The sequence below is a fragment of the Streptomyces sp. NPDC058637 genome, from assembly GCF_042717325.1.
GTDB lineage: Bacteria > Actinomycetota > Actinomycetes > Streptomycetales > Streptomycetaceae > Streptomyces.
In genome coordinates this window covers 21,380-35,970 of record NZ_JBHXRD010000019.1, presented here as the reverse complement: position 1 = coordinate 35,970, position 14,591 = coordinate 21,380, and the positions used below count along the sequence as shown (strand labels likewise).

The window sequence follows — 14,591 nt, the reverse complement described above, 5'->3', positions numbered from 1 at the left end:
CTAGTCCGCGTCCGCGCCCTTGGCCGCCGGCTGGTCCGCCGGCCTGGCGGGCACGGGGCTGCCGGCGGGCTTGCCCGGAGCCGTCCCGGCCATGAAGGCCGACCAGCCCTGCTCGGGCTCCTGCCCGACCTTCAGCGTCCCGAGCCTGGCGAGCGTCGCCGGGCCCTGTGCGTCGAGCCAGTCGGCCAGCTGCCGGAAGGAGACACAGCGCACGTCCTTCTGGGTGCACACCGTCTTGACGGTCTCCTCGATGGCACGCATATAAGTGCCACCGTTCCAGGACTCGAAGTGGTTGCCGATGATCAACGGTGCGCGGTTCCCGTTGTACGCGCGGCCGAACGCCTGGAGCAGACCGTCCCTCATCTGGTTGCCCCAGTAGCTGTGGCGGCTCGGGTCCCCCTGCGTCGTGCCGGACTGGTTGAACATGAAGTTGTAGTCCATCGAGAGGGTCTCGAAGGCTCGGCCCGGGACCGGGACGAGTTGAAGCGGGAGGTCCCACAATCCGTCCTTCTTCGCGGGCCATACCTGGTTGCCGACACCGCTGGAGTCGTAGCGGAAGCCCATGGTCCGGGCCGCCGCCACCATGTTCTTCTGTCCCTCCAGGCACGGGGTTCGGGCGCCGACCAGCTCCTTGTCGTAGTCGAAGGGCAGGGGCGCCTCGGCCTTGAGGGCAGGAGCGTTGGTCTTCCAATTCTTCACGAAAGCCTTCGCCTGGGCGATCTCGCTCTTCCACTCCTCGACCGACCAGGTCCCGACACCTCCGTCAGGCCCGCAGAAGTGGCCGTTGAAATGCGTGCCGATCTCATTGCCGTCCAGCCAGGCGGCACGCAGTTCCGTCAGCGTGTCACGGATGCCCTCGGTGTCGTTGAACCCGATGTCGGAGCGGCCCACCGCATGCTGGGGCGGCGCGTAGAGCGCTTTCTTGTCCTCCGGGAGCAGGTACACACCGCTGAGGAAGTACGTCATGTTCGCGTTGTACTTCTTCGCGACTCCACGGAAGTGCGAGAAGAGCTTCTGACTGTCCTCCCCCGCGCCGTCCCAGGAGAACACCACGAATTGTGGCGGCTTCTGGCCAGGCTTCAGGCGCTTCGCCACGGGAAGCTTCGGCTGGGCCCCGGTGAAGGCGGTGGACCCGTCACCGATGAGCTTGACCGCGCCCTTGGGCGCCGCCGCCGGGGAGTGCTCCTCCTTGCCGGGCGCCGCCTCCTTCCCGGCGGTTCCGGAGCAGCCCGCCAGGCCGACAACCAGTGCTGTGGCCACGGCGCCCAGGGCGATCCTCTTCGTGGCGGCCATCATCCGTCCACCCTCTTCCTTGCAGGAGTCATGCGTTGAAGTGCCGACGAGGCGCGGTCAACGTCGCACGCAGTTGCGAGGAATCAGTACGACAAGACAGATGAAAAGATGCTTATTCACCTGAATGAGTGTTTCAATACTCTATTTGCTCGAAAACATGGACACCTTTCTTTACTCTCCATTACGATTCATTTACCGAGAGTTGAGAAATCCCGCCGCTGCACGCCGTGACCCACGGCCGCGTCACTCACATTCCGCGACCGCGCTGCCCCGGAGGAGACGGGAACATGTCTGCCTGCGTCCCTACCCGAAACGACCGTTCATCCCGCAGTTCGCGCCCTCCCCGCGCCTCGGGAATCAAGCGCCCACACAGTCCGCCGCCTCCGGACGGCCGCCGCTTCCGCATCTCGGGCGCCGATCTGTCCGCATCCCTCACCGTTTTCCTGATTGCCGTCCCCATGTCGCTCGGCCTCGCCGTCGCCATGGACGCCCCGCTCGCAGCCGGACTGGTTTCCGCGGTCATCGGCGGCATCGTCGCCGGTCTGCTCGGCGGCACACCCCTCCAGGTCAGCGGCCCGTCCGCCGGGCTGACCGTGGTCACAGCCGAGTTGATCCAGATCTACGGCTGGCGCACCACCTGTGCGATCACCATCGGCGCCGGCCTGTTGCAGATCCTGCTCGGCTCGTTGAGAGCGGCCCGCGGTGCGCTTGCCGTCAGCCCCGCCATCGTGCACGGCACACTCGCGGGCATCGGCGTGGCCATCGCCCTGGCCCAGCTGCACATCATGCTCGGCGGGTTCCCGCAGAGCTCGGTCCTCGACAACGTCCGGGCCCTGCCCGACCTGTTGGGCCGGCTCAGTCCGGCCGCCCCGCTCATCGGCGTCCTGACCATCGCGGTTCTCGTCCTGTGGCCGCGGATGCCCGGACGCATCGGCTCGGGCCTCCGCCGGATCCCGGCCGCGCTCGCGGCCGTGGCCATCGCGACCGCCGTGGCCGCCGCGGCGACACCCGGTATCGCCCGGGTCGACCTGCCGTCCTGGCGTTCGCACGCCCTGCCCGAGCTGCCTCAGGGCCCCGTGGCCGCCTTGGCCACCGCCGTGTTCACGGTCATGCTCGTGGCAAGCCTGGAATCCCTCCTCGCCTCCGTCGCCGTGGACAAGCTGACCGCCGACCGGACAGCGGCCCAGCACAGGGACGGTGGTGCCACACCGCCCGTGCCGGTCAAGCGCTCCGATCTCGACCGGGAGCTGCGCGCCCAGGGGGCGGCCAACGCACTGGCCGGACTCTTCGGCGGGCTCCCCGTCTCCGGTGGAGCGGTGCGCAGTTCGGCCAACGTACGAGCCGGGGCGGCGAGTCGCGCCTCCACGGTGCTGCACGGTGTGTGGGTGCTGCTCGCCGCGGTAATGCTGGTCACGGTCCTCGAGTGGATCCCGCTGGCGGCGCTCGCCGCCCTGGTGATGGTCGTCGGCATCCAGATGGTCAGCTTCGCGCACATCCGTAATGTCCACAGACATCGTGAATTCCTGGTGTACGGAGCCACGATCACCGGCGTGATCACCGCGGGAGTCCTCGAGGGCGTGGCGCTCGGCATCGTCGTCGCGGTGGGCGTCGCCCTGCACCGGCTGGCCCGCACCAGGATCACGGTGTCGGAGCGGGACGGCAGGTATCTGGTGACCGTCCGAGGTCAGTTGACCTTCCTGGCTGTCCCCCGGCTCAGCCGACTGCTCGGAGGTCTCCCGCAAGGAGCGGACGCCGTCGTCGAGTTGGACGGGTTCTTCATGGATCACGCGGCGTACGAGGCGATTCAGGAATGGCGTACGGCACAGACCGCCCTGGGTGGGCGGATCGTCTTCACCGGGCGCTCAGGCGGCCGGATCGGCGAGCCTTCGTCGGCCGCGCACTCCTGCTGTCGTCCGTGGACGCCGTGGCGCAACCACCACTGCCACGACAAGACCGGAGGTACCGATACCACCGCAGTCACCGGCTCAGCGGTCGCCGTCGTCTCTCCCGACGTCTCGTCCGGCGCCGGAGCGGACCGGCAGGGTGCTCATCGGCTGCTCAGCGGCCTCAGTTCCTTTCAGCGCACCACCGCCCCTCTGGTGCGCGAGGAGCTCGCCCGGCTGGCCGCCGAGGGCCAACAGCCCTCTCAGCTGTTCATCACCTGTGCCGACTCCCGCCTGGTCACCAGCATGATCACCGCGAGCGGGCCCGGCGACCTCTTCACGGTACGGAATGTCGGCAATCTGGTGCCGCCGCCGGACACCGAAGGCGCTGCGAGCAATGACGACTCCGTGGCCGCCGCGATCGAGTACGCCGTGGATGTGCTGGAGGTCGAGTCCATCACCGTCTGCGGGCACTCTGGATGCGGGGCCATGCAGGCCCTGCTGGGTGCCGCGCCCGGGACGGAGGCCCCTAGTACCCCGCTGTGGCGCTGGCTGCGGCACGGTCTGCCGAGCCTGGAGCGCATGGGTTCCCGCGATCATTCCTGGGCCAGAATTTCCGGTCGGCTGCCCACCGATGCGGTGGAGCAGCTCTGCCTGACCAACGTGGTCCAGCAGTTGGAGCACCTGCGGGCACATGACTCGGTGGCCCGTCGACTCGCGGCGGGCACGTTGCAGCTGCACGGCATGTACTTCCACGTGGGTGAGGCACAGGCCTATCTGCTGACTGAAGGCGCCAGTTCGGGTACCGGCCCCGACGAGGTCTTCGCCCGGGTCGCCCCCGCAGCGGATCCCGGCACCGAGCCCGGCACGGAACGGAGCACACGGCCGGGCAGCGAGTTCGACATCGGCTCCGGCGTCCACTCCGGCGCGTTTCCCTGTCCCGGAAGCCTTCGCCCAACCCCCGACACAGTGGTCGGCGCCTGAACCGTACGCGCCCCCGGTCCGTGAGACCTTGTGGTCCCGCTTCCGCAACGCACCACACGCACGCGGAAGCGGGGCGTGTGCTCCTATACACGAAGCACAGGTCTAAACCAATTCCCGGCAGACACTTGTCACCCGGCCTGTGGACTGATGAGCTATGCCCCGGGACACAACGGACACCCTGGGAATGGGAGATGTCGTGAGCAACGAAAGCCTGGCCAATCTGCTCAAGGAGGAGCGGCGGTTCGCACCGCCTGCCGATCTGGCCGCGAACGCCAACGTGACAGTGGAGGCGTACGAGCAGGCCGACGCGGACCGGCTGGGCTTCTGGGCCGAGCAGGCCCGTCGCCTGACCTGGGCCACGGAGCCGGCCGAGACGCTCGACTGGAGCAACCCGCCCTTCGCGAAATGGTTCGCGGACGGGAAGCTCAACGTCGCGTACAACTGTGTGGACCGCCATGTCGAGGCCGGCAACGGCGACCGGGTCGCCATCCACTTCGAGGGCGAGCCCGGCGACAGCCGTGCGATCACCTACGCCCAGCTGAAGGACGAGGTCTCCCGCGCCGCCCACGCCCTCACCGAGCTCGGTGTGGGCAAGGGTGACCGGGTCGCCGTCTATCTGCCGATGATCCCGGAGGCCGCGGTCGCGATGCTGGCCTGCGCCCGCATCGGCGCCGCGCACTCGGTGGTCTTCGGGGGCTTCTCCGCGGACGCGATCGCCGCCCGCATCCGCGACGCGGACGCCAAGGTCGTCATCACCGCCGACGGCGGCTACCGCAGGGGCAAACCGTCCGCGCTCAAACCGGCCGTGGACGACGCCGTCTCGCGCATCGACAGCATCGAGCACGTCCTGGTGGTCCGGCGCACCGGCCAGGACACCGCCTGGACCGAGGGCCGGGACGTGTGGTGGCACGAGATCACCGCCCGGCAGCCGGCCGAGCACACCCCCGAGGCCTTCGAGGCGGAGCACCCGCTCTTCATCCTCTACACCTCGGGGACCACGGGCAAGCCGAAGGGCATCCTGCACACCTCGGGCGGGTACCTCACGCAGACGGCGTACACGCACCACGCGGTCTTCGACCTCAAGCCCGAGTCCGACGTCTACTGGTGCACCGCCGACATCGGCTGGGTGACCGGTCACTCGTACATCGTCTACGGGCCGCTGGCCAACGGGGCGACCCAGGTCATGTACGAGGGCACGCCCGACACCCCGCACCAGGGGCGCTTCTGGGAGATCGTCCAGAAGTACGGCGTCACGATCCTCTACACCGCCCCGACCGCGATCCGCACGTTCATGAAGTGGGGCGACGACATCCCCGCGAAGTTCGACCTCACCTCCCTCCGGGTCCTGGGTTCGGTCGGTGAGCCGATCAACCCCGAGGCATGGATGTGGTACCGCAAGCACATCGGCGCCGACAACTGCCCGGTCGTGGACACCTGGTGGCAGACCGAGACCGGCGCCATGATGATCTCGCCGCTCCCCGGCGTCACGGCGGCCAAGCCCGGCTCCGCGCAGCGGGCGCTGCCCGGTATCTCCGCCACCGTCGTCGACGACGAAGCCCGCGAGGTACCCGACGGCGGGGGCGGCTATCTCGTCCTCACCGAGCCCTGGCCGTCGATGCTGCGCACCATCTGGGGCGACGACCAGCGTTTCATCGACACCTACTGGTCACGCTTCGAGGGCAGGTACTTCGCCGGCGACGGCGCGAAGAAGGACGAGGACGGCGACATCTGGCTGCTCGGCCGGGTCGACGACGTCATGCTCGTGTCCGGGCACAACATCTCCACCACCGAGGTCGAATCCGCCCTCGTGTCGCACCCGGCGGTCGCCGAGGCGGCCGTGGTCGGGGCGAACGACGAGACGACCGGCCAGGCCATCGTCGCCTTCGTCATCTTGCGCGGCACCGCCACCGCCTCCGAGGAACTGGTCGCCGAGCTCCGCAACCACGTCGGTACCACACTCGGCCCGATCGCCAAGCCCAAGAGGGTCCTGCCGGTGGCAGAACTCCCCAAGACCCGCTCCGGCAAGATCATGCGACGCCTCCTGCGCGACGTCGCCGAGAACCGCGAGCTGGGCGACGTCACCACACTCACGGATTCGGACAGCGTCCGACGCATCGCCGACAGCCTGAAGCCCGCCGACCCGGCCTAGCCGGCCGTAGGACCGAGGCCCCCGCCCGTGCGGGGGCTTCGGTCGTTCGCATGCCCGCTGTCGAGGTGGGGCGGACGGGGGAACGCGCACCTGTCGTGGCCGGGCGCCGCTTGTCGGCGGGCCCGGATACGTTGCCTGGTATGAGCGATCACGGCATCGGATGGATGAGCGGCGTGCTCGGCGAGGACTACGCCGTGACGTTCGTGCGCGGCGTCACCCACCAGGAGCTGGCGTGGATGATCGGCGGGGACCCCGACACCGTCATGGAGGCGGACACGTTCGGACGCCTCGACGCGGCCGCTCCGTTCGGGACGCTGCCGGCCAGTGCGATGCTCGGCGAGACCGGTACCGGCTGGGCGTTCGCCATCGAACCGCCGGGTGCCGCGCACGAGTGGTACCGGCACGCGGCATTGCGCCGCATGTGGTCCACCTGCACGGCCGTCTCGGTCGAGGACACGATGATGGACCCGGGCATCATCGGGGTGACCGTCGACGGCGAGCACGACTGGTCGTACCACGAGGGCGAGGTCGGCGAAGGGCAGGAGAATCATCCCCTCACCCGCCGCCTGGCCGACGAGGTGGGCCTGGGCCGGGTCGTCGCGAGCGAGGACGGGGACGGGGACGATCCCGACGGCGGGGAGCTGTTCATCCCCGACGATGCGGACATCCATCGGGTACTGGGGGAGCACTACGGCCTTTCCCTGCCCCGGCAGGCGGTGGAAACCCGGTCCCTGCCGGTGGTCTTCACCGAGCCGAGGACGTTCCTGCACCCGGTGCGGAAGGTCCCGGACGGACCGTACGACCCGTGCCCGGTGTGCGGCGCGGAAATGGTCAGGTGGAACGGGGACGGGCTCTGGGGGCCGCAGTACCGGCTGGTCTGCGGCCGGACGGGGAGCGACGGCTGCTCCGGGCAGCGCATCGGACCGCTCGTCCGGACCGGTGTCCGGCCGGAGCGCAACACCAAGTGGGACAACGTGCGCCTGCCCGGCTGACGGGCCCGGCTCACGGGCTGTTTCTCGTACGGCTCCGAGGGGCACCCGGCAACGCTCCGGGTGCCGCCCGGGCGGGCGGCGACGATGCTTGTTCTGCGACCGGCGTCGACGGGCGACGGACTCTGGATCCGGGCAGACGTCCGGGCCCGTTCCCGGACGCCCCGGGTAGAGTGGTGGCTTCGTCATCAGGCACATGAGTGCGTCAGCGACAAATTCACAAAGAGAACTCCACAGGGGCGCCGGGAAGTCTGGTCGGCACGTGTAACTGCCATGCCGTCGCAGCCGTACCCGACCCGGAGGTCCACCCAGTGGCCGCACCCGTCCCCCCTCACTCCCGCCGCACCCTGTTCGGCCGTCTGTCGCTGCCCGAGCGGAACTACGTCGCCGATGCCCTGCGCACCGAGACGGTCGGCGGCATCCTCCTGCTGGTCGCGGCCGTCACGGCGCTGATCTGGGCTAACACCTTCGGCTCCGGTTACGCGTCCGTCAGCCGTTTCCACTTCGGTCCCGAAAGCCTGGGGCTCAACCTCTCCGTGGCCCACTGGGCGGCCGACGGCCTGCTCGCGGTGTTCTTCTTCGTCGCGGGCGTCGAGCTGAAGCGCGAGCTGGTCGCGGGCGAACTGCGTGACCCCAGGGCTGCGGCCCTGCCCGTCGCAGCCGCACTGTGCGGAATGGCCGTACCCGCCGTCGTCTACGCGCTGACCGCCGTGCTCGGCGGCGGTTCCACGGCCGGCTGGGCCGTTCCCACCGCGACGGACATCGCGTTCGCCCTCGCCGTCCTGGCGGTGATAGGCACCTCGCTTCCGGCGGCACTGCGCGCGTTCCTCCTCACGCTCGCCGTCGTCGACGACCTGTTCGCGATCCTGATCATCGCGGTCTTCTTCACCGAGGGCATCGACTTCCTGGCGCTCGGCGGGGCCTTCGCCGGCCTGGTCGTCTTCTACGTACTGCTGCGCACGGGAGTCCGGGGCTGGTACGTCTACGTTCCGCTCGCCCTGGTCATCTGGGGCCTGATGTACAACAGCGGTGTCCACGCCACGATCGCCGGCGTAGCCATGGGCCTCATGCTCCGGTGCACCCGGCGCGAGGGTGAGGCGCACTCCCCCGGTGAGCACATCGAGCACCTGGTGCGTCCGCTGTCGGCCGGCCTCGCGGTGCCGCTGTTCGCGCTCTTCTCGGCCGGTGTCACTCTCAAGGGCGACGCCCTGGCGGGCGTATTCACCCGGCCCGAAACGCTCGGTGTGGTTCTCGGCCTGGTGGTCGGCAAGACGATCGGGATCTTCGGCGGCACCTGGCTCGTCGCCCGCTTCACCAAGGCGGAGCTGAACAAGGAGCTGGCCTGGGCCGATGTCTTCGCGGTCGCCACCCTCGCGGGTATCGGGTTCACCGTTTCGCTGCTCATCGGAGAGCTCGCCTTCGCCGGCGACGAGGACATGATCAACGAGGTCAAGGCAGCGGTCCTGCTCGGATCGCTGATCGCCGCCGTACTCTCCGGTGTACTGCTCAGACTCCGGGTACGCAGATACAGAGCCCTGTACGAGGCGGAGGAGCGGGACGAGGACGAGTCGGGTGTGCCGGACGTCTACGAGCAGGACGACCCGCAGTACCACCTGCGCATGGTCGCCATATACGAGCGGAAGGCTGCCGAGCATCGCCGCCTTGCCGAACTGGCGGGGGCAGCGAGCAACAAGCCGGACAGTCCGGCATGATCTGACATCGGATGTACGGAAGAGGAGAGGGAGTCAGGGATGAGCGACCCCGGCAACTACGCGGGCAGTACCGACCGTAGTATCGGCCAGCTGTTCGCCTCGGCGACGGCAGAGATGTCCGCGCTGGTGCACGACGAGATCGCCCTGGCCAAGGCGGAGGTGCGCCAGGACGTCAAACGCGGTGTGATCGGCAGCGTGGCGTTCATCGTCGCGGGTGTGCTGATCCTGTTCTCGCTGCCCGTGCTGAGCTTCGCCGCCGCCTACTGGATCCACACGTCGGGGCTCGGGCTCGCCTGGTGCTTCGGGATCGTGGGCCTGGCGTTCATCCTGCTGGCGGTCCTGCTCGCCCTGATCGCCATCGCCAAGTTCAAGAAGGTCAAGCCGCCGGAGAAGTCCATCGCTTCGGCCAAGCAGACCGCCGCCGTCCTGCAGGGCGTCAAGCCGCATCCCCGGCCCGCCGTCACCGCGCGTGTGATCGGCCGGACGCAGGGCAGCACGCTCTCGGACAAGGCCATCGAGAACCGTCCGGTCCAGGACAAGGCGGCCTCTGTGGCACGCTCGTCCACATGACCGACCCTGATGTCAACGCGCCCGACCGGGCCGGACCGGTGGGACCGGCTGCCGGTTCCGGCGGTCCCGTACGTCTCGACGGCCCCTGGACCCACCGCGACGTGGCCGCCAACGGTGCGCGCTTCCACATCGCCGAGCTCGGGGACGGGCCGCTGGTGCTGCTGCTGCACGGCTTCCCGCAGTTCTGGTGGACCTGGCGCCACCAGCTCACCGCGCTGGCCGACGCCGGGTTCCGCGCGGTCGCGATGGACCTGCGCGGCGTCGGCGGCAGCGACCGCACGCCCCGGGGGTACGACCCCGCCAACCTGGCGCTCGACGTCACCGGCGTGATCCGCTCGCTCGGCGAACCGGACGCGGCGCTGGTCGGTCACGACATGGGGGGCTATCTCGCGTGGACGGCCGCCGTCATGCGGCCCAAGCTGGTGCGGCGGCTTGTGGTGTCCTCGATGCCGCATCCGCGTCGCTGGCGGTCCTCGATGCTCTCCGACCCCGCTCAGTCCCGGGCCGGCTCGCACATCTGGGGATTCCAGCGGCCGTGGGTCCCGGAGCGTCAGCTCGTCGCGGACGACGCGGCGTTGGTCGGCAGACTCATCCGGGACTGGTCGGGGCCGCGCACCACGGACTTCCCCGACGACGGGACGGTGGACGTCTACCGGCGTGCGATGTGCATCCCGTCGACGGCGCACTGCGCGATCGAGCCGTACCGCTGGATGGTGCGCTCCCTGGCGCGTCCGGACGGCATCCAGTTCAACCGCCGGATGAAGCGCCCGGTGCGCGTCCCCACGCTGCACCTGCACGGTTCGCTCGACCCGGCTGTCCGTACCCGTAGTTCCGCGGGGTCGGGCGAGTACGTCGAGGCGCCGTACCGGTGGCGACTTTTCGACGGTCTGGGGCACTTCCCCCACGAGGAGGATCCGGTCGGCTTCTCGACCGAACTCATCAGCTGGCTCAAGGATCCCGAGCCCGACCGGTAGCCGAGGGAACAGGTGTCCGACGAACAGCCAATTGCCTGCCGCATAAGCCAATTGGCTGACTCGCACACGATTACCGACCTTGGGTCACGGGCAGACGTCGGGGTATGGGCTGGACGCGCGACTTCAATGACGCAGCACGCAACCACCGCTCGACCGCTCCTGCTGGTCAGAGCTCTCATGAGGGGGACGGCTCCGTGAGCCGGGTGCACGATGTGAGTGGTTCTCATGGTCTTCGACTGGGCATTCCGCGCATCCTCCACCGCCGGGCCCGCTGGGTCTCGGCGCGGCTGCGCCATCCCCGAGGCTGACGCGCCGACCCTCGTCCGGAACGCCACGCACGGACCTCTCGGCCTCTGGGGACGCGGGGCCGTACGTGGCCCGTTCCCGCATCCCGGCGCGGAGGCTTCCACGGGGTGACGGGCCCGCAGGATTCCGGGCTTCGCTGCTGCTTCGCCGCTTGGACGCGCGCCGGGCGGCGCGGCCCGGGTAGGCGGCCGTGCAGCGCGACTCGGATGCCGCCGGGCGGCGCGCGCCCGTCGGGACCCGGTGGGACGCCCCTACAGCGCGCAGCCCTGGCTGTCGACCTGCTGGGCCGCGGACCTGCCGAGCTCGATGTCCTCACGGATCTCGTCGGCCGTCAGCGCGTATCCCGTGTCCGGGTCGTCGAGCGACTTCGCGAACACCACGCCGTACACCTTGCCGTCCGGAGTGAGCAGCGGGCCGCCGGAGTTGCCCTGGCGGACGGTCGCGAACAGCGAGTACACATCGCGCTGCACGGTGCCCCGGTGGTAGATGTCCGGCCCGTCGGCGTCGATGCGGCCGCGGATGCGCGCGGAGCGTACGTCGTAGGCGCCGTTCTCCGGGAAGCCGGCGACGATCGCGTCGTCATCGCTCTTCGCGTCGTTGTCCGTGTCCGTGAAGCGCAGCGGCTCCGCGTCGAGGTCCGGGACGTCCAGGACCGCGATGTCCCGCGCCCAGTCGTAGAGGACGACCTTCGCGTCGTACAGCCGGCCTTCGCCGCCGATCTGGACGGTCGGCTCGTCGACGCCGCCCACCACATGGGCGTTGGTCATCACGCGGCGGTCCGAGAATACGAAGCCGGTGCCTTCGAGGACCTTCCCGCAGCTCGGTGCCATGCCGACGACCTTGACGATGGACTTCTTGGCGCGGGCGGCGACGGGGCTGCCGGCCAGGGCCGGGTCGGGGGGCTCGACCTCGGTGATGGGCTCGTTGGCGAACGGGCTGAAGACCTGCGGGAAGCCGTTCTGCGCGAGGACCGAGGAGAAGTCCGTGAACCAGTTGGAGGCCTGATCGGGCATCACCCGGGAGACCCCGAGCAGGACCGAGGAGCTGCGGACCTCCTTGCCCAGCGTCGGCAGGGTCGTGCCCGCGAGTGCGGAACCGATCAGCCAGGCGACGAGCAGCATGGCCACCACGTTGACCAGGGAACCTCCGGTGGCGTCCAGGGCGCGCGCCGGCGACCACGTGATGTATCTGCGGAGTCTGTTGCCCAGATGCGTGGTGAAGGCCTGGCCCACGGAGGCGCAGACGATCACGATCACGACCGCGACGATCGCCGCGGTGGAGGAGACTTGCGATCCGTCGGTCAGCTGGTCCCAGATCACCGGCAGCAGGTAGACGGCGACGAGGCCGCCCCCGAGGAAGCCGATCACGGACAGGATCCCGACGACGAAACCCTGGCGGTAGCCGATGACCGCGAACCACACGGCACCGACCAGCAGCAGGATGTCCAGCACGTTCACCGTCTATAGCCTCGCAGATTCGTCACCTGGCCCGTCCGGTTCGACGGGGTCCGGGCCAGACCCGGAACAGCGCAGCACGGGAGTCAGCCTGTCATGCGCGCCAGTCGAGCGGCACCTGCTTGGTCCGGTCCCAGGGGCGTTCCCACCCCGCGAAGTGGATGATCCGGTCGATCACACCGGCCGTGAAGCCCCATACGAGTGCGGATTCGACCAGAAATGCCGGGCCTCGGTGCCCGCTCGGATGGACGGCCGTCGCGCGGTTGGCCGGATCCGTGAGATCCGCCACGGGGACGGTGAAGACCCTGGCGGTCTCGGCCGGATCGACCACGCCCACCGGGCTCGGCTCCCGCCACCAGCCGAGGACGGGCGTGACGACGAAGCTGCTGACCGGGATGTAGAGCCGGGGCAGCACACCGAAGATCTGGACGCCGCTCGGATCGAGACCGGTCTCCTCCTCGGCCTCCCGCAGCGCGGCCCTGAGCGGCCCGGTGGTGGCACGGTCGCCGTCCGCGGGGTCGAGGGAGCCTCCGGGGAAGGACGGCTGGCCCGCGTGGGAGCGCAGGGAGCTGGAGCGCTCCATCAGCAGCAGTTCGGGTCCGCGCTCGCCCTCACCGAAGAGGATCAGCACCGCGGACTGGCGTCCGGCGCCGCTCTCGGGCGGCAGGAACCGGCTGAGCTGCTGGGCCCGGACGCTCCGCGCCGCATGGGCGACGGGGTCGAGCCAGCCGGGCAGTCCGTCGGTGGTGACGGTGATCGCGCTGTCCTGGGGCGCGCCCGTCCCTGTGGTGGCCGCGTCCCTCGCGGCCCGTGTGCTCTGTGCGTGCGTCATGGACACCCCCGTCGTTCCAACGCCTGTCGTCGGCGATTTCGTTCCGCGCTGCCCGTGCACCACTCGTGGGAGTGGTGCAGTTCATCCGGCTCCCAGTGGCGGGGCCGGCCTGCCGGGGTAGTCCGGGGGCGGGCTGAGCCGCTGGCCCGGATAGCCGCCCATCTCGTACTTCAGGAGCTTCCTGGCCTTCTCGGGGTCCGTCTCGCCCTCGCCGTACGCGGGGCAGAGCGGGGCGATCGGACAGGCCCCGCAGGCCGGCTTGCGGGAGTGGCAGATGCGTCGGCCGTGGAAGACGACGCGGTGCGAGAGCATCGTCCACTCGCTCTTCGGGAAGATCTCGGCAACCTCCGCCTCGACCTTCTCCGGGTCCTCCTGCTCGGTCCACTTCCAGCGGCGGACCAGTCGGCCGAAGTGGGTGTCCACGGTGATGCCGGGCACGCCGAACGCGTTGCCGAGCACGACGTTGGCCGTCTTGCGGCCTACTCCGGGCAGGGTCACGAGGTCCGCGAGGCGGCCCGGGACCTCGCCCCCGAAGTCGTCCCGGAGGGACGCCGACAGCCCCATCAGGGACCGCGCCTTGGCCCGGAAGAACCCGGTCGGCCTGATGATCGCCTCCAGTTCCTCGGGGACGGCGGCGGCCATGTCCTCGGGGGTCGGATAGGCGGCGAAGAGCGCGGGAGTGGTCTGGTTGACCCTCAGGTCGGTGGTCTGTGCGGAGAGCACCGTGGCGACCAGGAGCTCGAACGGATTACGGAAGTCCAGCTCGGGGTGGGCGTACGGATAGATCTCGGCGAGCTCACGGTTGATGCGGCGGGCGCGACGGACCATGGCGAGATGCGATTCCGGCTTCCCGGGCTTCTTCGCGGTGCCGGTCGCGGTCGCGGGCTCCGTCGCCGTCTTCTTCGCGGCGCCGGTCCTGGCTGCGGGCTTGTCCGCTGCCTTCTTCCCGGCTCCGGTCCCGGTCGCGGGCCCGGTCGCCACCTTCTTCGCGGCCTTCTTCACGGCCTTCTTCGCCGTCCCGGTCCCGGTCGCGGGCTTGGCCGCCGTCTTCTTCGCGGTCTCCGTCACGGACCTCTTCATTGACTTCTTCACAGCCTTCTTCGCGGGCTCCCGAGCCGTCCGGGCCCGAGCCGCGCCGGCTTCCCGCGCGTTCGGCCCGGCGGACCCGCCCGACCCTCCCGCAAGTCGTTCTGTCCCATTTCTCCGGCCTCGCGCAGACTGTTCGCCCACAGCGGAATTCTCGTCTTCCGACACCTCATCAGCCCCCTCGGCCTGCGCTCTCACCGGCGTTCCGGACATCCGGTCAGCCTAGAGCCAGCGGCTGACATCCGCCCCGGTCACCACCTATCCACGCCCGATCGGCCCCCTGCCGTAGGGTCCGGCACGCCCGTGCGTCAAACTGGTTTGTGATCGATCGCACTGTTTTACCGTCCGGCATCATGGGG

Annotated in this window: 11 protein-coding genes; 7 read left to right on the top strand and 4 right to left on the bottom strand. The window is 69.6% G+C overall.

The genetic code is table 11. The features are described 5' to 3' along the window. Positions 1–1,296 (bottom strand): hypothetical protein, encoded by a 1,296-nt coding sequence (locus ACFWVP_RS20340; protein ID WP_384498439.1) that lies wholly within the window; start codon positions 1,294–1,296, stop codon positions 1–3. A 284-nt stretch (positions 1,297–1,580) separates the two neighbouring features. Between ACFWVP_RS20340 and ACFWVP_RS20335 the strand changes: the two genes are divergently transcribed. From ACFWVP_RS20335 to ACFWVP_RS20305, 7 genes are all read left to right on the top strand, one after another. Further along, on the top strand, positions 1,581–4,160 hold the full coding sequence (locus ACFWVP_RS20335; RefSeq protein WP_384498437.1) for a SulP family inorganic anion transporter: 2,580 nt from the start codon (positions 1,581–1,583) through the stop codon (positions 4,158–4,160). A 154-nt stretch (positions 4,161–4,314) separates the two neighbouring features. Then, positions 4,315–6,309, top strand: coding sequence for an acetate--CoA ligase (acs, locus tag ACFWVP_RS20330; protein WP_384498435.1), 1,995 nt, complete (start codon positions 4,315–4,317; stop codon positions 6,307–6,309). 140 nt (positions 6,310–6,449) lie between these two features. After that, positions 6,450–7,301, top strand: a complete 852-nt coding sequence (locus ACFWVP_RS20325; protein WP_384498433.1) for a hypothetical protein — start codon at positions 6,450–6,452, stop codon at positions 7,299–7,301. Between the two features lie 308 nt (positions 7,302–7,609). Further along, positions 7,610–9,010: a Na+/H+ antiporter NhaA gene (gene nhaA, locus ACFWVP_RS20320; protein WP_384498431.1), complete on the top strand. Its 1,401-nt coding sequence runs from the start codon at positions 7,610–7,612 to the stop codon at positions 9,008–9,010. A 39-nt stretch (positions 9,011–9,049) separates the two neighbouring features. After that, positions 9,050–9,580: a phage holin family protein gene (locus ACFWVP_RS20315; RefSeq protein WP_384498430.1), complete on the top strand. Its 531-nt coding sequence runs from the start codon at positions 9,050–9,052 to the stop codon at positions 9,578–9,580. Further along, positions 9,577–10,554 (top strand): alpha/beta fold hydrolase, encoded by a 978-nt coding sequence (locus ACFWVP_RS20310; RefSeq protein ID WP_384498428.1) that lies wholly within the window; start codon positions 9,577–9,579, stop codon positions 10,552–10,554. Before ACFWVP_RS20315 ends, ACFWVP_RS20310 begins: the two co-directional genes overlap by 4 nt. A gap of 104 nt (positions 10,555–10,658) precedes the next feature. Further along, positions 10,659–10,862, top strand: a complete 204-nt coding sequence (locus tag ACFWVP_RS20305; protein ID WP_384498426.1) for a hypothetical protein — start codon at positions 10,659–10,661, stop codon at positions 10,860–10,862. Between the two features lie 249 nt (positions 10,863–11,111). Here ACFWVP_RS20305 and ACFWVP_RS20300 read toward each other — a convergent pair whose 3' ends face one another. The 3 genes from ACFWVP_RS20300 to nth form a co-directional block, all read right to left on the bottom strand. Beyond that, the gene (locus tag ACFWVP_RS20300) at positions 11,112–12,317 is read right to left on the bottom strand and encodes a MarP family serine protease (protein ID WP_384498424.1); all 1,206 of its coding nucleotides are present in this window, start codon (positions 12,315–12,317) and stop codon (positions 11,112–11,114) included. Between the two features lie 91 nt (positions 12,318–12,408). Next, positions 12,409–13,146, bottom strand: a complete 738-nt coding sequence (locus ACFWVP_RS20295; protein ID WP_384498422.1) for an NUDIX hydrolase — start codon at positions 13,144–13,146, stop codon at positions 12,409–12,411. 81 nt (positions 13,147–13,227) lie between these two features. Beyond that, complete coding sequence (nth, locus tag ACFWVP_RS20290) at positions 13,228–14,226, bottom strand: endonuclease III (RefSeq protein ID WP_384498421.1); 999 nt, start codon at positions 14,224–14,226, stop codon at positions 13,228–13,230. Between the last annotated feature and the right edge of the window lie 365 nt (positions 14,227–14,591).

Coding starts and splice junctions, on each gene's coding strand:
- ACFWVP_RS20340 (WP_384498439.1), bottom strand. CDS start 1,296: ATGATGGCCGCCACGAAGAGGATCGCCCTGGGCGCCGTGGCCACAGCA.
- ACFWVP_RS20335 (WP_384498437.1), top strand. CDS start 1,581: ATGTCTGCCTGCGTCCCTACCCGAAACGACCGTTCATCCCGCAGTTCG.
- acs (WP_384498435.1), top strand. CDS start 4,315: ATGCCCCGGGACACAACGGACACCCTGGGAATGGGAGATGTCGTGAGC.
- ACFWVP_RS20325 (WP_384498433.1), top strand. CDS start 6,450: ATGAGCGATCACGGCATCGGATGGATGAGCGGCGTGCTCGGCGAGGAC.
- ACFWVP_RS20315 (WP_384498430.1), top strand. CDS start 9,050: ATGAGCGACCCCGGCAACTACGCGGGCAGTACCGACCGTAGTATCGGC.
- ACFWVP_RS20310 (WP_384498428.1), top strand. CDS start 9,577: ATGACCGACCCTGATGTCAACGCGCCCGACCGGGCCGGACCGGTGGGA.
- ACFWVP_RS20305 (WP_384498426.1), top strand. CDS start 10,659: ATGGGCTGGACGCGCGACTTCAATGACGCAGCACGCAACCACCGCTCG.
- ACFWVP_RS20295 (WP_384498422.1), bottom strand. CDS start 13,146: ATGACGCACGCACAGAGCACACGGGCCGCGAGGGACGCGGCCACCACA.
- nth (WP_384498421.1), bottom strand. CDS start 14,226: ATGAAGAGGTCCGTGACGGAGACCGCGAAGAAGACGGCGGCCAAGCCC.